We start from the raw sequence: 20,496 nt of genomic DNA on the forward strand, positions 1-20,496 counted from the left end.
GCCGGGCGACCGGGTCCCATCCTGGGGGAGGTGGCCGAAGATCGCCCGGTGGGCCGGCCACTGCGGACCCGAGGCTTCCACGGCCGATGTGTACGGCCCTGTCCTGCACGTCCACAGGCATACCCACCACGCTCCCGAACCTGGGTGAACCGGATCCCGTGACAGGGTTGGCGAGCGGCAGAGACCACGAGGACGGGCGCGGGTGGCTGCTGCTGCCCAAGTCCGGCTGGAGGCGCGTCGACACGCTACGGGTGCGCCGCCTGTTCGGCTGACACGTGCGGTCCCGCCCGCTACCGTAGGCATGCCGACGCCGCTTCGGCGGGCCGCGCTCGGCCAGCCCTCCGCAACGGGCGCCGTGACAGACCGGGCCTTCTTGAGGAATGCGGTGTCGTCCACGATCAACGCCTCCGGCCGGGACGCGTCCTGCATCATCCACGCCAGACGGGCCCGCACATACGCCGCATCACACGGACTCGACGTCACGAAATGCGCCAAAGCCTGCCGGTCAACGTTCTCACCCGGCCCGGCCGCCATCGGCTCCACCGACTTGCGCCGCCCGTCCAACAGCAGCCCCACACACACCTCCCCCAGCGCCACTGGCCAGCACGCCCGAACCCGTCAAACTTCTCCGCCGTGAACGCCTCCAGGCCCTACCGGACGGTCGTCTCTCCAGGGGGCATACCACCCCGACGACACCCACCAGTAAACAGACACGCCAGCTACAAAGTGAACCTGACCAAGCCCTACCACTAGGGGTCGTCACGGATCCCTGCGGACCGGAGCAGTCCTCTCGTCCTGGTCGAAGCCGAGCCGGTTGACGACGTCCACCACTCCGTCGACGCCGGCGCACAGCCGCACAACGACCGGGATCAGGCTCTTGCGCTCCACGCTGCCGCTCAGCGTGACCCTGCCGTCGGTGACCTCGACGGTCAGCGCCGACTGCGGAAGTCCCAAGGTCTGAACGATGACGTCCTCGAGGATCTCCTCCTCGATAGCGTGGTCCCTGCGGAGGAACAACTGCACCAGGTCGCTGCGACTGATCACACCGATCAGCCGACCCGCATCGTCGACCACGGGCAGGCGTTTGACCTTGTATCTCTCCATTGTCCGCGCGGCACGGACAACGTTCCACCCCGGCTCTGCCACCACGGCGGGGCTCGTCATCAGATCCCCGGCGCCGCTCCCGACTCTGGCGAACGTCTGCTTGTGCAGCAGGTCCGCCTCGGACACCACCCCAACTGGCCGACCGTCGTCGTCGACCACCGGGACGGCGGTGATGTCGTACTCGTCGAGGAGTCGTCCGAGTTCCTTGAACGTCGTACCCGGTCGCACACTCACGGCGGCGGGCGTCATCAGATCGCCCACGCTGCGGTGCTTCATCGCTCGGAACCCCTTCCGCATCTGCAGCAGTTCCCCTGCACAGGAACGAGACGCCGTCCCTGCACAACAGGGGCCGACCGCGAACCTGCGGGCTCGGGCGGGCATGTGGCCGCCCGTCCGGGACCCAGCGGGTACGGAGGTCACCCACCGTGCTTGACGTCGATGTGCTTCTCCTCGGCCTTCTCGCTTCGGAGGCCCACACTGACGGTGAGCATCCCGTCGGCGTAGCCGGCTTTGACGTCGTCCTCGTTGGCGCCCGGCGGCATGGGCACGCTGCGGCTCATGGAGCCGTAACGGATCTCGCTGCGGTTCTTGTCCACCTCGCGTTCGGTGCGCTCGGCCTTGACGGTCAACACCCCGTCACTGATGACGACATCGATGTCCTCGGGTGAGACCCCTGGAAGCTCCGCCCGCATGACGTACCGATCGTCCTCCATGTAGTCCTCGATGCGGACCGTGTAGAGGTCGCCCATCGTGGGCATCGCGAAGCGCGCGGGGAACGTCTCGAACCACTCGGGAAGCTCCGGGAACGGGAACCTCTGCCTTCGTGTGAGTGTGGTCATCGCTGTGTCTCCTTGTCGTGGTTGCGGCTTTGACACCCCCAGTGCACCTCGTGCGCTGGGAGTGCGCTGAGGCCGAATGGCCCATCTTCGGGGTCCCAGAAGTCCCTTCCATGCGACCAGTCCACATGAGGTTCATGCGATCGATATTCGTGCCCTTGGAGGGCCGGTCGGCCCATGCCTTCGCGCGAGCCCCCGCTCGGACGTGCCAACGGCGCCACCGCCCTCGCCGCGGCCGACGTCGGGGTCGACATGGGCGGCGTGCCACCTCGGCTTCGGGGGCCGACGACATCGCCCTGTCCACAGACCGTGTCGGCCGCCTCGCCGACGCGATAAACGCGATGAAGATCGCCGACCGCGCGCTGGATCACGGTGCAGAGTGCGGCGGGCGGCATGCCCCCTCTCCCTGCTCCTGCCGGAGTACGTCGAGGACGGCGGAGCCGTCGACCGTCTCGCGGGCGACCAGCAGGTCGCGTTGCCGCCGGTCCGCCCGCCGACCGCCGCTGACCGCGCCCTTGTCGTTGATGTCGATGGTCTTCACCTGGCCGACGCCGACCTTGGCGACGAAGTCACTGTAGGACAGGTGCGCCCGTGGGGTCCCCGACGGGGCGCGCACGAGGAGGAGGACGGAGAGGATGACCACCCAGAGCAACGGAAGAATCCACCACTGCCGGCCCGATCGCGACTGCTGCTGGGTAGGCGGCCTCGGCGGCTCCCTCGGCGGCCGGGACTTAGCCGGCGGTGGTGTGAGATGCAGGTGCGGCATCCGCGTTCGTGTGATCACGACGCACCGCCTCCTCCGACAAGCCTGCCGTCATGCACCCACACACCGTCTGGCGGCGCCGGATCTGCGGGACGAACTCATTCCATGATCCCTCGGACACGGCAGTACTACGCCGATCGCGCGGAACCGGGGGTACGAGGCGGCCGCCGCAGTGGAATCAGCTGTACTCCACGGCTCACGGCACTTGCGGTACGACTGCCACCGGGCACTCGGCGTGGTGCAGCAGCGTGTGTCCCACCCGGCCCATCTGGAGTCCTCCCGAATCGCGGCTGCGACGCACGCCGATGATCATGAGATCCGCGGCGGCCGAGCGGTGCACGAGAACCCTGTGGGCGGGCCCTTCGACCGTGGACCGGATCACCCGGACATCCGGGTGGTCCGCCACGGCGTCGAGAAGCAGAGCATCGATCAGCGTGGACGCCCGCTCCTCGTAATAGCGCGCCGGATCTCCGGCAAGCAGAGGGTGTTCGACGGACTCGTGCGTGGGGCGGCGCCAAGTGCGGACCACCTCCAGGGAGCAGTGCCGCGCCTCCGCCTCACGGAGGGCGAACCGCACGGCCGCGCCGCACGTACCGGATTCGCCGGCGCCGAGCACGATCCGCTCGTGTGTGCCCTCCAGCCCTGCCTCGTCGCCGCGGACCACGATCACCGGCCCGGAAGCGCGGCCGGCCACGGTGAGACTGGTTGAGCCGAGGAGCAGCCCCTTCAGCTCACCACGACCACGAGATCCCGTCACCACGGCCCTGGCGTTGTCGCCTTCACGCAGGAGCGCGTACACCGGGTCCTCGGGCAGGACGTCGCCGGTGACCTTCACTGTCGGGTTGCGGCGCCGTGCGCGTTCCGTCGCGGTGGCGACGATGTTGTCCGCCATCACCTGGTGTGACGGGCGCTGTACGCTGCCCGAGGGCATGATGCCTTCGTAACGTTCCCACCGGGACGCGTACACGAGCCGCAGCGGCAGGCCGTGCCGGGCGGCCTCGTCGATCGCCCAGTCCAGCGCCACGAGGCTGGATTCCGATCCGTCCACGCCTACGACCAGGGGCAGCTGCATGGCCCCACCGCCTTTCATCCGGCTTCCCATGCCTGCATCAGCGCAGGCCTACTGCCACCGTCACGCCTACCAGGAGGCTGCGCGAACGATAGTTCGTCCCTTGTTGGAATATTTAACCTAAGCCATCCCAAATAAGCAGTAATCGCTTCCGAAGGGGCAGTGATGGCGTCCGCCGCAGCGTTTCGGCGCAGTTCGCCTTTCGGCACCGGAAGGCGTCCGGGAGTCGCCCAGGGACCCGCAGACCTCCGCTGCGGACTGTCCGTGCGGCTTCCCGTGGTCGACGAGACCGGCGAACTCATCGGAATCGTCGGCCGGAGCGACGGACACGGACGCTCATCCCGGTCATCGAACGCCTGCACCGCTCCGTCGACGTCGTCGCCGTCCACCAGTCGATCGGTCACACCTACGGCCTGGGCTCCGGCCTGGAGCCGCCGCGGCTGCGTGGGACGGGAGAGGATGGTCGTGAAGCATGTGCGCACCGTGGGCGTGCCGTGATGACGCACACTGTCGTCTCTTTTGGCCGTGCGGCGCCGTTCTGGGAGATGGTGGAGACAACACCTCCGGAGCACCTGACCGCCGGAAGCCCGATGAGCGTGCCCCACTGTCATCGTCCCGAACAACGCCACGATCACTGGTGTGGCACATCTGACGGCTCACAGACACCTGAAGCGACGGCCCGTGGCCGACGCCGAGGGGCACCTTGTGGGCGACGGTCGGCCGCGGGGAGCAACTCAAGAACCATTCGCGCCCGGACGACGACATCATGGGGAGGTGAGGAGCGGACTCATGGCCACACCCCTGGCTGGTTCCCCCGGCCTCGACGTACAGATCGAGAACTGCGTCGTCACCCGAAAGGGAACCCCACCCGAGCGTCGGCCGGCCGTTGGTCTCGTAGGAGTGGCGCGCGCCGTGCCCGGAGTACGAGTGCACCGCGTACGCGGTGCACTCGTACTCCGGGCCCCCCTGACGGAGCCGCCGTATGAACGTTTCCGAAGCGATGAGCGCTCCAGCGGTCGTCGTACCCCCACAGACCTCCCTGGCGGAGGCGGCACGTCAGATGGATGAATACGGGGTCGGTTCGGTGCTCGTCGTCGAGAGCGGGGCGCTCCGCGGCATCGTCACCGACCGCGACCTTGCTGTCCGTGGGCTGGGCCGAGGCCTCGACGCGAAGGTGCCGGTGGAGGAGATGATGTCACCGCAGGTCGTCACCTTGGACGTATCCGACGACGTGCACATGACGTATCGCACCTTCCGTCGATCCGGTATGCGCCGCCTGCCGGTCCTCGACGAACACCGCGCTGTGGGAATGCTGACGGTGGACGACCTTCTCCTCGACGTCTTCCAACGACTGGCCGACCTTCTCGGGCCCGTTGCCTGGAGCGTCCTCGATGAGCCACAGGGCCCACCGTCGGAGAACAGTTCTTCGTATGGCACGTGAACCAACGCGGTAGGCAGCAGGCGGGCGACGATAGGTTCCTGATTGTCGGTGGACAAGGCCAGGACCTTCCCGGGCACTCACTTCGACGCGCTGGTGGCACTGGCCGACGGGGACTTCTCCGTGCCACCCACCGATCCCGACGAGCCAGCGCTGGTGCACTTCACCAGCGACACAACCGGTGCGTCCAAGGGCGCGATACACGCGACGAGGCTGTCGTCGCCCACCACTTCACGGCGCGTGCGCGCTCGCCCGCTCGATCTCCACCGGCCGACCGGTACTGGTGCGAGCGCGCTGCGGTCGGCTGCCCCCGGGCATCGCTAGAGGTGTTGCACAACGTCAGAAGCAGATAGGGCGTGATCGACGGTGCGGGTCCGGATGAGTGAACGAGACCCGACCGGCATTCGATGCCTCCACCAGGCCTGTGCGCAAGGGGTGGTCGAACTCGCCGCAGCCGGAAAGACGGCTGAGCGTGCCACGTGTGGTGCCAAGCTGCCGCGCCGGGCGGCGCGTGGCGCGGCCCGGACGGGGAGCGCCGGGGACAGGGGAAACGGTCGAAAGACGGCGGACGATCGGGGCTCTCTGCCCAGGGCCGAATGGAGGCGCGTCGACATGATGCAGGTGTGCCGTCTGTTCGGCTGGTGCCGCGGAGGCCGGGCCACTCATCCCCGGCGCCCACCCGTTCACGCCTCTGCCATCCGCCCCGGTCCCAGCCGCCCTACGAACTCCGGCTCGCCGCGTGACGACGAATGCTGCAGTCGGACCCACCTCGGCGAGGACGCGGCGCGTGTCGTCGTCGGCCTCGATGCGCCGCCGCTGACACTGAGGAAGCACGGACCGAAGGGGCCGTGGGCATGCGGGACGGGCCACCCGCGCCTGGAGACGAGGTGGAAAGGCATACGCGTGACGGCGTTCATCAGTACGGCGGTCATCGGGATCGGCAATGAGTTCCGGCGGGACGACGGTGTCGGGCCGGCCGTGGTCGCGCTGTTGAGGGAGCGAGCAATAGCTCAGCCGTTGCCACCGGGCACCGTGCTTCAGGAGTGCGATGGGGACCCCGGCCGACTGATCGGGCTGTGGGAAGGCACCGGCCTGACGGTGGTCATCGACGCTTGCTTCCCCTCTCCCGTACGTCTTGGGCGGATTCACCGTTGGTGCCCGGACCCGGGCTCCGTTGGGGCCCTTACCCCCGGGCGACACAGTACGCACGGGCTCGGTCTCGTCGAGACGGTCCGCCTCGCCCACAGCCTCGGACGGTGTCCCGGCCGTCTCGTCGTGTACGCAGTCGAAGGAGCCAGCCAGTCGCTGGGCACGGGGCTGACTCCCCCGGTGGCCAGAGTGGTGCGGCCTCTGGCCGAGCGCGTTGAGGCGGACGTCATATGGCACACCGCGGCCGCGCTGCATGACTCCCCCTCGGCCGCTTCCGAGGCCGGCACCCGGCGGGACACGCCGGACTGCGTCAAACCATGAGACGTGGACACCTGACAGTCTGTCAGTGACCAGCCTGCGGATCACGCGGTGTGATGGCGCCGTGGACCCGTCGTCGGCAGAGCGGATGCCTCCCGGTCCCAGAAAGCCTGTGCAGAGGGGAATGAGGATGACTGACCCCAGGGACACCGGAACGGCCCTCGACGGCCGGATCGAAGCGGTCCTCGATCGCGACGGTCTCGACGCGCTCGTACGTGTCCTCAAACAACGCGGCCGGACCGTGATCGGCCCGACCGTACGCGACCGCGCCATCGTTCTGGCCGAGTTGGACTGTGCTGACGAGCTCCCCCACGGCTGGGGCGTCGAGCTGGAGGCAGGGCAGTACCGGCTCCGCGAGAGGGACGACGGCGCCGTGTTCGCGCACAGTGCCGGGCCGCAGTCATGGAAGTCGTTCCTGCATCCCGAGCGTGTCCGACAGTGGACCGCTGAGCGTGGGAGCGGCGGCGAGTTGACGGTGCACCAGGAGGAGCCACGAAGCGTCTCGTACGCGTTCCTCGGGGTGAGGCCCTGCGATCTGCGGGCCATCCAGATCCTCGACCGTGTGATGAGCGGCGGCCGATACGAGGATCCGGCGTATCGCTCCCGACGCTCCGGAGCGTTCCTGATCGCGGCCGAGTGCACGGAGCCGGGGGCCACCTGCTTCTGCGTCTCCATGGGCGCGGGGCCCGCCGTGGACGCGGGATACGACCTCGCGCTCACCGAAGTGCTGGACCACGGCGGGCACCGCTTCCTGTGCCGGAGCGGGAGCGAGGAAGGCGCGGCCGTGCTCGCGGAACTCCCGCGCCGGCAATCCGACGACGCCACCCGCACCGCGGCGACCGGGGCCGTGAGTCAGGCCGCCGAGCGGATGGGCCGGTCGATGCCGCCGGTCGACCTGCGCACCCTGATGCGCGACAACCTGGAGGCCGAGCGCTGGGACGACGTCACCTCCCGCTGCCTGAGCTGCGGCAACTGCACCATGGTCTGCCCCACCTGCTTCTGCACCACCACCGAGGACGTCACCGATCTGACCGGCGACCACGCCGAGCGCTGGAGCCGCTGGGACTCCTGCTATGACCTGGACTTCTCCCTCCTGCACGGCGGCCCGGTCCGCGCCTCTGCGCGCAGCCGCTACCGCCAGTGGCTCACCCACAAGCTCGGCACCTGGCATGACCAGTTCGACAGCTCCGGGTGCGTCGGTTGCGGCCGCTGCATCGTCTGGTGCCCCACCGGCATCGACCTCACGGAAGAAGCACACGCACTGCACCGGGAGGCTACGGAGAAGGGAACCGCGCTATGACATCGCAGGCGAGCGCGCATCCGGGGACGAGCATCCTCGCGGTACTACCGGCGGAGCACCGCAAGCGGCTCATGGGCCTCGCACACGAGGTCAACTTCCCTCAGGCCACTCGGCTCTTCGAGGAAGGCGCAACGGCCGACCGCTTCTGGATCATCCAGACGGGCATCGTCGCCCTCGACGTCCAGATTCCCGGCCGCGGCCGCACCGTAGTCGAGACGATCGGGGCGGGTAGCCTCCTCGGGTGGTCATGGCTGTGCCCGCCGCGACAGTGGCACCTCGGGGCCGAGACCAGGAACCCCGTGTCCGCCTGGGAGTTCGACGCCACCGAAGTACGCGAGCTGTGCGCCGCGAACCCCACGTTCGGCCTGGTACTGGTCACCCTCGTCGCCGAGACGATCGGCCACCGGCTGCGCGCCACGCGCACCCGGCTGCTCGACCTGTACGGACCTCAGGGAAGCGGACCCAGGCCATGACGACCGTCCCTCTCCCCTACCGCCTCGTGGGCCGTCGCCGGGAGACGGCCGATACGGTCACGCTCGACCTGGAACCCGCCGGAGAGCCCCTGCAGCCCTTCGCCCCCGGTCAGTTCGCCATGGTCTACGCATTCGGCGTCGGCGAGATCCCGGTCTCGGTGTCCGGCACGGCCGGGGACCAGCGGCTCAGGCACACCATCCGCGCGGTAGGTGCCGTGTCGCGCGCGCTGTGCGCTCTGCCGACGGGTGCCTCGGTCGGTGTACGCGGTCCGTTCGGTACCAGCTGGAACGTAACGGACGCGCGGGGACACGATGTGCTCGTCATCGCCGGTGGCATCGGTCTCGCCCCGCTGCGTCCCCTGATCGACGCCGTCCTGGCCGAACCTCACGCGTATGGGCAGCTGAACGTCCTCGCCGGAGCCCGGACCCCCGACGATCTGCTGTATCAGGACGAGTTCCCCGCCTGGAGACAGCCGTTCGGCGCCGTCACGGTGGACCGCCCCGCCGGCGCCTGGACCGGCCGGGTCGGTATCGTCACCACGCTGCTGGACGAAGCGCACTTCAGACCGGCCCACACCACGGCGTTCGTCTGTGGTCCGGAGGTCATGATCCGCGCCACCGCCCGCGAGCTGATCCACCGGGGCGTTCCCGCCGACCGTGTCCGGGTCTCCCTCGAACGCAACATGCGCTGCGCCACCGGCCACTGCGGACACTGCCAGCTCGGCCCTCTGCTGCTCTGCCGCGACGGCCCCGTCGTCGGTTACGACCTGGCACAGCCGCTTCTCGCCGTACGGGAGCTTTGAGATGACGGATCCCACCCCGCCCCCGAGGCGCGCCCGTCCCCGGCTCGGCGTGTTCAAGTTCGCCTCGTGCGACGGCTGTCAGCTCACCCTTCTCGACTGCGAGGACGAACTGCTGGGCATCGCCCACGAGCTGGAGATCGCCCACTTCCTGGAGGCATCCAGCGATGTGGCACCCGGGCCGTACGACCTGTCGCTCGTCGAGGGGTCGGTCTCCACCCCCGAACATGTGGAACGTATCCGGCGTATCCGCGCCGAGTCCCGGTACCTCGTCACCATCGGTGCCTGTGCCACGGCCGGCGGTGTCCAGGCGCTCCGCAACTACGCCGACGTGACGGAGTACATGGCGACGGTGTACGCCCGCCCCGACTACATCGAAACCCTCGCCACCTCCACACCGATCTCCGCCCATGTGCCCGTCGACTTCGAGCTGCGTGGCTGCCCCATCGACCGCACTCAGCTCCTGGAGGTCATCACCGCTTTCGTCGTCGGCCGCAAACCCGGCATCCCGAACCACAGCGTCTGCTTCTCCTGCAAGCAACGTGGCAACGTCTGCGTCCTCGTCGCTCACGGCACGCCCTGCCTCGGCCCCGTCACCCACGCCGGGTGCGGAGCCCTCTGCCCCACCTACGGGCGCGGTTGCTACGGCTGCTTCGGACCCGCCGGAACCACGAATCTGCCTGCCGTCATCCCGGTCCTGCAACGCGACGGGATGGACGAGGAGGACATCGCGAGATTCCTGCACACCTTCAACGTCACCGCCTTCACCGCGGTGGAAGAGGAGGACCGGCCGTGACAGACCCCGCCGCCCCATCGCGTGTCCTGCGCATCCCGGCACTCACCCGCGTCGAGGGCGAGGCCGCGCTGCGACTGCGGATCCTCGACGGCACCGTCACCGAGGCCCGGCTGAAGATCTACGAGCCGCCACGGTTCTTCGAGGCCTTCCTCCGGGGCCGCGCCCACACCGAGCCTCCCGACATCACCTCACGCGTCTGCGGGATCTGTCCCGTCGCCTACCAACTGAGCGCCTGCCGTGCCGTCGAGGACGCGTGCGGAGCCGTGGTGGACGGCCAACTGGCGGCCCTGCGTCGCCTGCTGTACTGCGGGGAGTGGATCGAGAGCCAAACCCTGCACATGTATCTGCTGCACGCTCCCGACTTCCTCGGCCACGCGGACCTGATCGCCATGGCCCGCACACATCCGGAGCACGTCCAACGCGGACTGCGCCTGAAGCAGACCGGAAACGCCATCATGGAGCTGCTAGGCGGACGCGCGATCCACCCCGTCAACATCCGCCTCGGCGGGTTCCATCGCACCCCCACCCGCTCCGAACTCCGCCCCCTCGAAGAGCGCCTGCGCGTGGCCCTTGACGATGCCTGGGACACCGTGCGCTGGGTCGCCGGTTTCGACTTCCCCCAGGCCAAGTGCGACGCCGACCTGCTCGCCCTGGCCGAGCCCGGCACGTACGCCATCGAATCGGGCGTACCCACCGTTCTCCCGGCAGACCCGACGCTGCCGCCCCGTAGCTTCCCCGTACGCCACTTCTCCGATCACGTCACCGAGCAGCAGGCCCCGCACTCCACCGCACTCCACGCCCGACTGGACGGCCGCAGACACCTCACCGGCTCCCTCGCCCGCTACGCCGTCAGCGGCCACCTGCTCTCGCCGACAGCCCTTCAGGCCGCACGAGAGGCCGGACTGGGCGACCCCCCTCTGGCCTCCTTCCGCGCCGAAGGCACCGCGCGGGGCGAGGTCTGCAGAAACCCTTACCGCAGTATCCTCGTCCGGGCCGTGGAGGTCCTGTACGCCGTCGAGGAAGCCCTCCGGATCATCGACGCGTACGAGCCTCCGCCCCGCCCATACATCGAGGTGCCTCCCAGGGCAGGCGTGGGACACGGCGCCACCGAGGCACCACGAGGCCTGCTCTATCACCGCTACCACCTCGACGGCGACGGGCGGATCACCGACGCCTGCCTCGTCCCGCCGACCGCACAGAACCAGGGCGCGATCGAGGAAGATCTGCGCCTACTTGTCCAGGACGCCCTGGTCCGTGGGCAGGCATCCGACGCCGAACTCGCCCGTCTGTGTGAACGGGCCATCCGGAACCACGACCCGTGCATCTCGTGCTCGGCCCACTTTCTGGACCTGAACACCGAGGCGCTCTCGAGCGTTGACTGAGGGCATCACGGCGGGTTGCCGCAACGTCATGCCGTCCTCCTGACGGCCTCCTCCGGTCTCAGGGCGTCTGGCCGCATTGCGGAGTCGGGGCTGGGCGGGTTCAGGCAGGGCTGGATCGCGTGCCACCAGCCAGGCCACGATGAGAATCGCCCCCGGTCTCGCTCAGGTCGTCGGCGGGGCTGACCGTCTGGTCCTTTCCACCTCCGGCTATAACTACGTGAACACGATCTGCCCTATTCCGCGATCTACTCGGACGACGTGATCACCCGCCACCGGGCATTCATCGCGTAGGACGCGCCGACAACGTCATCAAGTCGGCCGGGCACCTGATCGGCCCGTTCGAGCGTCACCCGTCCACATGCATCGGCAGAAGCCGACGTCTGCCGTTCGGCCCGGTGAGGAGCCCAGCCCATCGGTGGCAAACCCTTGGTCAACGCGATCCCGAGCTCGCTGGCACGTTCGGCCGTGGTACTCACGCCGTACGGGCGACGAGAAAGTCGGCGCCGGCGGACAGCGTGGTGAGCTGTGGCGTGTCCTCGTCCTCGATGCGGACACCGGTCCGTTCGCTGAGGGTCTCGATGAAACTCAGGAAATCCAGTGAGTCCATCTCCAGTGCTTCGCGGAACGCGTCGTCGGGCCCCAAGGTATCGAAGTCGGCGTCAGGGATGACGCGGGCGATCGACTCCTTGACCACATCCAGCGCTTCGGTTCGATTCACAGCTGCTCCGGGTTCTGCAAGAGGCGGTCGACCGCGGTCAGATAGCGGGCTCCGATGGCCCCGTCCGTCGCCCGGTGGTCCGCCGACAGGGTGGCCGTGACGACGGGCCGTACTCCCAGCAGGCCGTCGACTGCGCATGGCCGGTCGATGATCCGCCCGAAGCCGACGAGTGCCACCTGGGGTGGGTAGATCACGCCGAAGACGGCTTCCACGCCCTGATCGCCGAGATTGGTGACCGTGATCGTGGAGTCTGACACTTCGGAGCCGCGCAGCCGACCCGTGCGAGCACGCACGACCAGGTCTTTCAAGGCGGCCATCAGTTGAGGGAGTGCGAGGGCGTCGGCGTCATGCAGTGCGGGGGCGACGAGCCCGCCGCCGCGCAGGGACACCGCCACCCCGAGGTGTACGCCGTCGCCGGCCGTGAAGCGGTCGTCGAGCCAGAAGCCATTGAGCTCAGAGACCTCCCGCGCTGCGCGGGCCGCGGCCTTGAGCAGCAGGGCCGCGGGAAGCAGTCGATCGGCGACCGGGCTGCGCCGATTGTGCTCGTGCAGCCAGTCGCTGGCTGCGGCCATGTCAACGGTCGTGGACAGGTAGTAGTGCGGGATGTCCCGGTTGGCGCGGGTCATCAGCCCTGCAATCGCCTGGCGCATGGCCGCCGCCCGGTCCTCGGAGGGTCGTGCAGGGGCGGCGACGTGGCGCGAGGGCGGGGCCGCGGTTGCCGGGCCGGGGGCCGCCTTGCGCACGTCCGTGGCACGGACGGCGGAGTCTTTGCCAGTCCCCGTCACCGCGGCCAAGTCGACGTCCAGTTCGGCGGCGAGCCGCCGGGCGAGGGGGGTCGCCCTTACGCGCAGCGGCTGAGCAGCGGTCGCGGCAGCCGCTGCCCGCTCGACGTCTGTGCGGGTGACACGCCCTCCGGGCCCGGACCCATGGAGGCTCTCCAGGTCGATGTCGCTGCGCTCCGCAAGGTGACGGATCAAGGGCCCCGCTTCGGTGTGCCCTCGTTCGTGGTCGGGGGACGACACCGGAACTCGGGCGGGTTCGGGCAGGGGTGGCGGCTTCGCTCGTTTCGGCTCGGCCTTCTGGGGCTTCTCGGGCTTCTCGGGCTTTCGACGAGGGGCGCGCTTCTTTGGCCCTTCCGCGGTCGGCTCGATCAGCGCGAGCGCCGTGCCGACCGGCACTGTTCTGCCCGGCTCGACGAGCAGCTTTCCCATCTTCCCGGTTTCGAAGCACTCCACCTCGATCGTGGACTTCGCGGTTTCGACGACCGCGACCGCATCGCCCTTTCGGACCGTGTCGCCTGGCTGCACCAGCCATTCCTGGAGCGTGCCCTCGTCCATGTCGGCGCCCAGGGACGGCATGGTGAACTCGGCCATGGTCAGCCCACCGCCCGGTGCGCCGCCGCGACGATGTCGGCCGTCTGTGGCAGGGCCGCCTCCTCGAGCCGCCGGGCATACGGAATGGGCACCTCGGCGCTGCACACCCGCTCCACGGGCGCGTCCAGTTCGTAGAACGATCGCTCCGCGATGCGGGCAGACACCTCCCCTGCGAGGCTTCCGGTGCGCCAGGCCTCATCGATGATCACGACGCGGTGCGTACGGGCGACGGATGCGGTGATGGCCGCGTCGTCGAGCGGCCGGAGTGTGCGCAGGTCGATCACCTCGGCGCTTATGCCTTCGGTGGACAGCTCGTCCGCCGCCGCGAGTGCCTTGGGCAGCGAACCCCCGTATGTGATCAGGGAAATGTCGGTGCCGGGCGTGCGGATCGCAGCATGGTCCAGGTCTACCGGGGCGGTGGACGGACCGAGTTCACCTGCGGCGTTGTAGAGACTTCCGTGTTCGAAGATCAGTACTGGGTCGGGGTCGGCCAGTGCCGGGGCCAGCATGTGGCGTGCGTCCTCGATGGTGGCGGGTGCGAGGACGCGGATTCCGGGGATGTGCGCGTACCAGCCTTCCAGGCTGTGCGAGTGTTGTGCGGCGAGCTGTCGACCCGCGCCCGTCGTCATGCGGATCACCAGCGGTACGCCCAGCTGGCCGCCCGACATGTGCCGCAGGGTGGCGGCGTTGTTGAGGATCTGGTCGAGGGCGAGCAGGCTGAAGTTGACGGTCATGATCTCGACGATGGGCCGCATCCCGGCCAGGGCCGCGCCGATCCCGGCGCCTACGAACGCAGACTCCGACAGGGGGGTGTCGCGCACCCGCTCCGGTCCGAACTCTTCCAGCAGACCGAGGCTGACGCCGAAGCAGCCGCCGTACCGGCCCACGTCCTCGCCCATGAGGAAGACGCGTTCGTCGGAGCGCAGGGCCTCACGCAGGGCCTCACGCATCGCCTCCCGGTAGGTCGTCTTCCGCTCCTGCGGCTGCTCGGCGGTTCCCATCGTCAGCTCACCCCCACCGGAGCGCCGGTCACGTGGCGGAGCAGGTCTTCGACCGGTTCCTCGGGCGCCTTCTCGGCTGCCTCGACGGCGCGGTCGATCTCCTCGGTGACCCGGCGCTCGATCCCGGCGAGCTCCTTCTTCCCCAGCTCGCCGTCTTCGCGCATGCGGTCCATGAGCCGGGCGATCGGGTCGCGTCCCTTCCACTGCTCGATCTCCGCCTTGTCCCGGTAGCGGTCCGGGTCGTACATGGAGTGGGCTCTGAAGCGGTAGGTACGCAGCTCCAGGAAGTGCGGTCCGGTCCCTGCCCGGATGCTCTCGGCGGCCCGGCGAGCGGCCTGCTCCACGGCCTCGACGTCCATGCCGTCCACGGCCCAGGCGACCATGCCGTACGAAGCGGCGCGCATGGCCAGATCGGTCTGTGCCTCGTGTCGCTCGATGGCTGTGCCCATGGCGTAGAGGTTGTTTTCGCAGACGAGCAGCAACGGCAGATTCCACAGGGCGGCGAGGTTCGCCGTCTCGTGGAACTCGCCTTCGGCGAAGGCACCGTCGCCGAAGAAGCAGCACGTGACACGGGTCTGTCCGCGCATGTGGTCGGCGAGGGCGAGCCCTGCGGCCAGTGGGAGGCCGCCGGCGACGATCGCGTTGCCGCCGTAGAAGCGGCGGCTGGCGTCGAACAGGTGCATGGATCCGCCGCGTCCCCCGCTGCAGCCGGTCGTCTTGCCGTACATCTCGGCCATGACAGCCTCGGCCGGGATGCCGCGGGCGAGTGCGTGGCCGTGCTCGCGGTAGGTGGAGACCACCGCATCCTGTGGGGTGAGAGCCTGGTTGACGCCGACGGCGACGGCCTCCTCGCCGATGTAGAGGTGTACGAAGCCGCGGATCTTCGCAGCGCTGTACAGCTCGACGCATCGCTCCTCGAAGCGCCGGATGTGCAGCATGGACTCCAGGAGATCCACTTTGTGCTCGCTGCCCGGTCGGCCGGGGGACGACTTGGTCTTCGTGCTCTGCTTGCTCGTCGTGGCCTTCTTCGCAGGCTTCGACGGCTCGGGAGTCTTCCGGGTGCGGGTGGAGCGGGCGAGGTTCATGCGGGTCCCTCCAACGTGGACAAGTCACCGGTGGGCAGGCCGAGTTCACGCGCACGCAGCAGTCGACGCATGACCTTGCCGCTCCGGGTCTTGGGCAGGTTCTGGTCGAAGGCGATCTCCCGGGGCGCGACGGCAGGGCCCAGCCTGCGGCGTGCGAAGGCCAGCAATTCCCGTTCCAGATCAGGGGTCGGCTCAATGCCGGGGCGCAGCGATACGAACGCCTTGACGATGTTTCCCGCGACAGGGTCCGGCCGTCCGATCACTCCGGCTTCGGCGACCGCCGGGTGTTCCATGAGTGCGCTCTCCACCTCGAACGGGCCTATCAGATGCCCCGCCGATTTGATGACGTCGTCGGCGCGCCCCACGAACCAGTACCAGCCGTCCTCGTCACGCCTGACCAGGTCGCCGGTCAGATACCAGCCGTCGGCGAACGCGGCCTCGTAACGCTTCTTGTCGTTCAGATAGCCGCGGAACATCGAAGGCCAGCCCGGACGCAGCGCCAACTCCCCTTCGCTGTCCGGGCTCTCCACCTGCGTCACCCTGCCAGCGGTGATCAGTGCACGGCCGTCCTCGCCTTGCTTCAGCACGGTCGCCTCGACACCGGGCAGCGGCCGCCCCATCGAGCCGGGCCGGATGTCGCAGGCCGCGAAGTTCGCGATCATGATGCAGCCGGTCTCGGTCTGCCACCAGTTGTCGTGGACCGGCAGGCCAAGCACCTCCTGGCCCCACACCACGGCCTCGGGGTTGAGCGGTTCACCGACGGAGGCGATGAAGCGCAGGGCCGACAGGTCGTGCGAGCGCGGCAGGTCGTACGGGCCCTCACGCGGTGTGCTGCGCATGAGCATCCGCAAGGCCGTGGGCGCGGTGTACCAGACGCTGACCTCCTGTTCGCCGAGGATGCGGTACCAGCGCCGGGCGTCATAGTCGCCCTCGTCGACCACGACTGTTACGCCGTGCACGAGCGGGGCCACGATGCCGTACGACATGCCAGTGACCCAGCCAGGGTCGGCAGTGCACCAGTACACGTCCTCGGGGTGCAGATCGAGCGCGCACGCGGCCGTGGCGTGATGGGCGACGACCGCTTCGTGGACATGGATCGCGCCCTTGGGGGTCCCAGTGGTGCCGCTGGTGAAGTGCAGCAGCGCCATGTCCTCGGGCGAGGTCGGCGGGATAGTGAAGGTGTCGGAGGCAGCGGACATCAACTCGTCGAAGGAGACCGTGCCAGGCAGCTCCTCGGCACCCGGCCCGACGAGGAGCACCTGCTCAAGCCCGGGCAGCGACGCCCGGCGCTCGGCTACTTTGCGCCGGTACAGTGCCGCGGTGGTGACCAGGACCCGAGCGTCGCCGAGACGCAGCCGCTGCTCGACCGGGTCGGGGCCGAAGGCGGAGAAGAGCGGGCACAGCACACTGGTGTTCTTCAGCGTGCCCAGCACCGCCGTGTAGAGCTCGGGACACCGGCCGAGCAGGGTGAACACCCGGTCCTCATGGCCGACGCCGAGGGACCGCAAGGCGTTGGCGAAACGGGCCGTACGGCGGGCCAGCTCAGCGTAGGTGACTGTCGTAACGGCGTTGTCGCGGGCGATGCACCGCAGCGCGACCTTGTCCCGTGATGCCGAACCCGCGTGCCGGTCGACCGCCTCGTGCGCCATGTTCAGCCCGCCGTCGGGCAGCCCGGCCAGCGCGGTGCGCGCCTTCGCCCAGGTGAAATCGGAATGAGCCTGGTCGTAGTCGGCGAGATTCGGTGTGGCGCTGACACCCGATGCGGCGCCCTTGTGGATCGTCTCCCAACGCATGGGCGTTCCTCCCGACGCCTACCTCTCCTTCCAGAATCGCCGAGCCCGGCCCCGCCCGCACGGCGGCCGGCCCCGACCGGAACTCGACCAGGAGTCGCGGCTGCTCACCGCGCACGATGTGCAGATCAAGTAGCGCAGACGGTGGTGGCGTCGACCCGCACGATGACGTCGGTCGGGTCCTCGATCACCGGATCCGTGACCGTGTCCCATGAGGTCTCTTCGGGGCCGTGGTAGACGAATGCTCGCATGGTGCGCCTCCCTTTCGAGGACAGCAGCCGCTCAGGTTGTCCGGGCCCTCCTGAGCAGGCCGTCCATTCCGGCGCACCGGCCGCGGCCCGCACGTTCGCAGCTCGCCTCCTAATCCGGCTCCATGTAGGGGCGGCGAAAGACTGGAGCCTGGTCGGTGGCGCAAGGGCGTACGGCTGCCAGCGCCCGGACGACCGCGGCCTCCAGGGAGCCGCTCGTGTCAACGACGACGGCTTCCGGCCAGGGCGGTTCCGTGGCCGCCATCTTGGTGGACACCTCGAGGCCGGCGTCGGATGCACCCGGCGTGCGGGTGCGGGCCGCCGCCACCTCACTCGGAACCCGGCAGTGCAGGGCCACCAGGTCGACACTGGTGTGTCCGGCCATGCGTAGAGCGGCTTCACGCCGTCTCGCACCGGACCAGATGGCGTCCAGGACGACGGACTCGCCGCAGGACAGCAGGGCGGATGCGCGGTCGAGCAAAGCCGCGTAGGTCTTGTTGGTCCACTCCGGTGTGTACAGGCCTTCGCCATAGCCGGCGGCTGCGGGCTCCTCGGCCGGGATGCCCGCCAGCTCCTTGCGGAGGCGGTCGCTGCTGAGCAGTGTGACTCCCAGGCGGTCGGCCAGTGCGCCGGAGAGCGTTGACTTCCCGCTGCCCGGTAGCCCGCCGACGAGCGTCAGGCTGACAGCGGACGTACGTAGGTGGCGCAGGGTGGTTGTGATCGGTCGGCGTGCCGTCGCCTCCGCGCCTGGCGCGCACTGGCGTGACTGGATCAGCGCGACCTTGGCACGGACGAACGCGCGGTAGGCGACGCAGTGGTGCCGGAGGGAGAGCGGTGCCGGGTCGCCGGAGTACTCGCTGTACTCGGTGAGGAAGAACGCCGCGGCCTCCGGGACGCCCAGCTGTTCCAGGTCCATGGCGAGGAAGACGGCGTCGTCGAGGCCGTCGACATCGACCCCACCCTCGTCAAGCACGCCGACGTGCTCACCTCAGACCTCCTCATCGCCGCCACAGGCAACGACGAGGACAACCTCGTCGTCAGCCTCCTCGCCAAGCGACAGTTCGCCGTGCCCCGTGTCGCCGCCCGCGTCAACGACGCCGAGAACGCCTGGCTCTTCGACCGGCGATGGGGCGTCGACACCGCCGTTCCGGCCGCCACGCCTCTGATCTCCCTCATCGAGGAGGCGACCGGCGCCACGGACACCGTTGCCCTGCTGAGGCTGAGCAAGGCGGGTGTCGACGTCACCGAAACCGCCATCACACCGCGCTCCCTCGCCGCGGGCCGCACGCTCGCCGAGATCACGCTCCCCGCGGGCGCCCTCATCGCCACGGTCGTCCGCGACGGCCAGCCCAACGTCCCCACCCCCGAGACGCGGCTCCAGCCGGGCGACGAACTCCTCGTCGTCTCCCACGCCGCCACCGAACAGGAGATCCACGCCGCCTTCCAATGACGGCTGTACCAGGGCGGGGTCGAGAGGTCAGGTGGTCGCGCAGACCACCTCGACGAAGTGGCCGACCTGTTCCTCCGGTAGACGACGTGCGAGGTCCGCCTCGCTGATCATGCCGACCAGGCGATGGTTGTCGATGACCGGCAGTCGCCGGATCCTGTGCTCTTCCATGGCCTGGAGTACCTGGCCCGTATCGGCTTCCGCGTCGATCGTGATGGGCTTGCCCTGCGCGAGTTGGCCCGCCGTCATGGTCCTGGGGTCTTTACCCTTGGCGAGGCACTTCACCACGATGTCACGGTCGGTGATGATCCCGTGCAGCCGGTCGTCCGGCCCGCAGATCGGGAGGGCTCCGACATCCAGCTCACTCATCCGGCGTGCCGCGTCCTCCAGCGTCTCGTTCTCCTGCACGCAGGTGGTACCGGCGTGCATGATCTCCCGTGCAATGGTCATGGCCGTCTCCTTCGAGCCTCGCGACGCGCGCGGGGCAGGCCCCTGGAGCTGGCCCCGCCCCGACAGGTTGTCCTTGAGGCCAGTCTGGGTTCTTCGTATCCCGTACGCATGCCGGGAAGACGACAGCACCGAGTCAGTCGCCCGGGGCGGCGGTCAGGAGTGCGTGAGGCTGCGCCCGTGGTCGGCGGCGTACGCGGCGAAGACCTCGGAGCCCAGGCCGAGGGCAACGGCGCCGAGCACCGACTCGCCGCACCCCTGCTCCTCCGGCTCAGAAGGCGAACTGTTGTGGAGCGACTGCTCGTTGTAGAAGTCGACCGATCGACGCGCATTCGAGCCGCGGCGGATAGGGCAGCGCACGAGGCCCTGCTGCGCGAGCTGCGGCTACGGGTGGTGGACGTCTCGCCCCCGCCGCGTTGCGACGGCACCACAACCACCGGGCACCTGGTGTGCTGCAGGAGGTGTACGTGACGGGACGAACAGGACACCTGTTTGTGCGCCTCGCCTGATGACCACAAGGTCTGCAGCGGCAGAGCGGTGCAGGCGCACCTTGCGGGCCGGCCCTTCGCCCGTCGTCCGGTGTACCCGGACACCCGGATGGTCTGCCACTGCGTCGTGGAGCGCGGCGTCGAGCAGGGCCGATGCTCGCTCCTCGTGGTAGCGCTGCGGTTCGTCGGCGAGCCGGGGATGGTCGGTTGTCTCGTACGAGGGACAGCGCCAGGCACGTACGACATCGAGCGTGTACTTGCACGCCTCGGCCTCGCGGAAGGCGAACCGCACCGCCTCCACACCGGTGGAAGGGGCTCCCGCACCGAGCAGGATCCGGTCGTGGGCAACCTCCAGTCCGGCCTTGTCGCCGGGTGACCGAGCAGTGGTACGAGCGCCCGCGTCAGCTCAGCCGAGATCCCATGGTTCTCTCCTCCACTACGTGTCCTCCAGCCCGCGTCTGAGCCCGCCAC

Annotated in this window: 21 protein-coding genes and 3 pseudogenes; 9 read left to right on the forward strand and 15 right to left on the reverse strand. The window is 69.1% G+C overall.

The genetic code is table 11. The annotated features are described in order from the left end of the window. Nucleotides 1–246: 246 nt before the first annotated feature. The 5 genes and pseudogenes from OG819_RS41100 to OG819_RS41120 all read right to left on the reverse strand — a co-directional run. A pseudogene (locus OG819_RS41100) lies at nucleotides 247–534 on the reverse strand (transposase); the annotation flags it as partial. Between the two features lie 225 nt (nucleotides 535–759). Then, complete coding sequence (locus OG819_RS41105) at nucleotides 760–1,380, reverse strand: CBS domain-containing protein (protein WP_266654267.1); 621 nt, start codon at nucleotides 1,378–1,380, stop codon at nucleotides 760–762. A gap of 140 nt (nucleotides 1,381–1,520) precedes the next feature. Next, nucleotides 1,521–1,943: an Hsp20/alpha crystallin family protein gene (locus OG819_RS41110; RefSeq protein ID WP_266632280.1), complete on the reverse strand. Its 423-nt coding sequence runs from the start codon at nucleotides 1,941–1,943 to the stop codon at nucleotides 1,521–1,523. 364 nt (nucleotides 1,944–2,307) lie between these two features. Then, entirely contained in the window at nucleotides 2,308–2,583 is a 276-nt protein-coding gene (locus OG819_RS41115) for a hypothetical protein (protein WP_266655534.1), read from the reverse strand. Between the two features lie 316 nt (nucleotides 2,584–2,899). Continuing rightward, nucleotides 2,900–3,775, reverse strand: coding sequence for a universal stress protein (locus OG819_RS41120; protein WP_266632272.1), 876 nt, complete (start codon nucleotides 3,773–3,775; stop codon nucleotides 2,900–2,902). Between the two features lie 979 nt (nucleotides 3,776–4,754). On the opposite strand from OG819_RS41120, the gene OG819_RS41125 reads away from it, so the two are divergent. The 8 genes from OG819_RS41125 to OG819_RS41160 all read left to right on the forward strand — a co-directional run bounded on the left by OG819_RS41125 (nucleotide 4,755) and on the right by OG819_RS41160 (nucleotide 11,428). Continuing rightward, nucleotides 4,755–5,213 (forward strand): CBS domain-containing protein, encoded by a 459-nt coding sequence (locus OG819_RS41125; RefSeq protein ID WP_266654269.1) that lies wholly within the window; start codon nucleotides 4,755–4,757, stop codon nucleotides 5,211–5,213. Nucleotides 5,214–5,255: 42 nt separating this feature from the next. Continuing rightward, on the forward strand, nucleotides 5,256–5,534 hold the full coding sequence (locus OG819_RS41130; protein WP_266654271.1) for a hypothetical protein: 279 nt from the start codon (nucleotides 5,256–5,258) through the stop codon (nucleotides 5,532–5,534). Nucleotides 5,535–5,825: 291 nt separating this feature from the next. Beyond that, entirely contained in the window at nucleotides 5,826–6,680 is an 855-nt protein-coding gene (locus OG819_RS41135; protein ID WP_323139440.1) for a hydrogenase maturation protease, read from the forward strand. Between the two features lie 127 nt (nucleotides 6,681–6,807). After that, on the forward strand, nucleotides 6,808–7,977 hold the full coding sequence (locus OG819_RS41140; protein ID WP_266654275.1) for a 4Fe-4S dicluster domain-containing protein: 1,170 nt from the start codon (nucleotides 6,808–6,810) through the stop codon (nucleotides 7,975–7,977). After that, on the forward strand, nucleotides 7,974–8,450 hold the full coding sequence (locus OG819_RS41145; RefSeq protein WP_266654277.1) for a cyclic nucleotide-binding domain-containing protein: 477 nt from the start codon (nucleotides 7,974–7,976) through the stop codon (nucleotides 8,448–8,450). Before OG819_RS41140 ends, OG819_RS41145 begins: the two co-directional genes overlap by 4 nt. After that, nucleotides 8,447–9,253, forward strand: a complete 807-nt coding sequence (locus OG819_RS41150) for an FAD/NAD(P)-binding protein (protein WP_266632262.1) — start codon at nucleotides 8,447–8,449, stop codon at nucleotides 9,251–9,253. Before OG819_RS41145 ends, OG819_RS41150 begins: the two co-directional genes overlap by 4 nt. Before the next feature lies 1 nt (nucleotide 9,254). Then, nucleotides 9,255–10,046, forward strand: coding sequence for an oxidoreductase (locus tag OG819_RS41155; protein WP_266654279.1), 792 nt, complete (start codon nucleotides 9,255–9,257; stop codon nucleotides 10,044–10,046). Next, nucleotides 10,043–11,428: a nickel-dependent hydrogenase large subunit gene (locus OG819_RS41160; RefSeq protein WP_266654281.1), complete on the forward strand. Its 1,386-nt coding sequence runs from the start codon at nucleotides 10,043–10,045 to the stop codon at nucleotides 11,426–11,428. Before OG819_RS41155 ends, OG819_RS41160 begins: the two co-directional genes overlap by 4 nt. Before the next feature lie 472 nt (nucleotides 11,429–11,900). Here the strand turns inward: OG819_RS41160 and OG819_RS41165 are convergent, their stop codons facing one another. The 7 genes and pseudogenes from OG819_RS41165 to OG819_RS41195 form a co-directional block, all read right to left on the reverse strand. After that, nucleotides 11,901–12,146 (reverse strand): acyl carrier protein, encoded by a 246-nt coding sequence (locus OG819_RS41165; RefSeq protein WP_266632256.1) that lies wholly within the window; start codon nucleotides 12,144–12,146, stop codon nucleotides 11,901–11,903. Beyond that, complete coding sequence (locus tag OG819_RS41170) at nucleotides 12,143–13,519, reverse strand: 2-oxo acid dehydrogenase subunit E2 (RefSeq protein ID WP_266632254.1); 1,377 nt, start codon at nucleotides 13,517–13,519, stop codon at nucleotides 12,143–12,145. The genes OG819_RS41165 and OG819_RS41170 overlap by 4 nt, the downstream gene beginning before the upstream one ends. Before the next feature lie 2 nt (nucleotides 13,520–13,521). Then, a complete protein-coding gene (locus OG819_RS41175; protein ID WP_266654283.1) occupies nucleotides 13,522–14,520 on the reverse strand; it encodes an alpha-ketoacid dehydrogenase subunit beta in 999 nt (332 codons plus the stop codon). A gap of 2 nt (nucleotides 14,521–14,522) precedes the next feature. Continuing rightward, complete coding sequence (pdhA, locus tag OG819_RS41180) at nucleotides 14,523–15,605, reverse strand: pyruvate dehydrogenase (acetyl-transferring) E1 component subunit alpha (RefSeq protein WP_266632250.1); 1,083 nt, start codon at nucleotides 15,603–15,605, stop codon at nucleotides 14,523–14,525. Beyond that, entirely contained in the window at nucleotides 15,602–17,398 is a 1,797-nt protein-coding gene (acsA, locus tag OG819_RS41185; protein ID WP_266654285.1) for an acetate--CoA ligase, read from the reverse strand. Before acsA ends, pdhA begins: the two co-directional genes overlap by 4 nt. A 97-nt stretch (nucleotides 17,399–17,495) precedes the next feature. After that, a pseudogene (locus OG819_RS41190) lies at nucleotides 17,496–17,646 on the reverse strand (alcohol dehydrogenase catalytic domain-containing protein); the annotation flags it as partial. Nucleotides 17,647–17,755: 109 nt separating this feature from the next. Then, nucleotides 17,756–18,592: pseudogene (locus tag OG819_RS41195) on the reverse strand (AAA family ATPase); the annotation flags it as partial. 30 nt (nucleotides 18,593–18,622) lie between these two features. Between OG819_RS41195 and OG819_RS41200 the strand changes: the two are divergent. Then, complete coding sequence (locus OG819_RS41200; RefSeq protein WP_266654287.1) at nucleotides 18,623–19,093, forward strand: TrkA C-terminal domain-containing protein; 471 nt, start codon at nucleotides 18,623–18,625, stop codon at nucleotides 19,091–19,093. 27 nt (nucleotides 19,094–19,120) lie between these two features. Here the strand turns inward: OG819_RS41200 and OG819_RS41205 are convergent, their stop codons facing one another. The 3 genes from OG819_RS41205 to OG819_RS41215 all read right to left on the reverse strand — a co-directional run bounded on the left by OG819_RS41205 (nucleotide 19,121) and on the right by OG819_RS41215 (nucleotide 20,326). Next, entirely contained in the window at nucleotides 19,121–19,540 is a 420-nt protein-coding gene (locus OG819_RS41205) for a CBS domain-containing protein (protein ID WP_266632246.1), read from the reverse strand. A 153-nt stretch (nucleotides 19,541–19,693) separates the two neighbouring features. Next, nucleotides 19,694–19,897, reverse strand: a complete 204-nt coding sequence (locus OG819_RS41210; protein WP_266632244.1) for a hypothetical protein — start codon at nucleotides 19,895–19,897, stop codon at nucleotides 19,694–19,696. 24 nt (nucleotides 19,898–19,921) lie between these two features. Continuing rightward, nucleotides 19,922–20,326, reverse strand: coding sequence for a universal stress protein (locus tag OG819_RS41215; protein ID WP_323139417.1), 405 nt, complete (start codon nucleotides 20,324–20,326; stop codon nucleotides 19,922–19,924). Nucleotides 20,327–20,496 lie beyond the last annotated feature (170 nt).

The sequence above is a fragment of the Streptomyces sp. NBC_01549 genome (genome assembly GCF_026339955.1).
Taxonomy (GTDB): Bacteria; Actinomycetota; Actinomycetes; order Streptomycetales; family Streptomycetaceae; genus Streptomyces.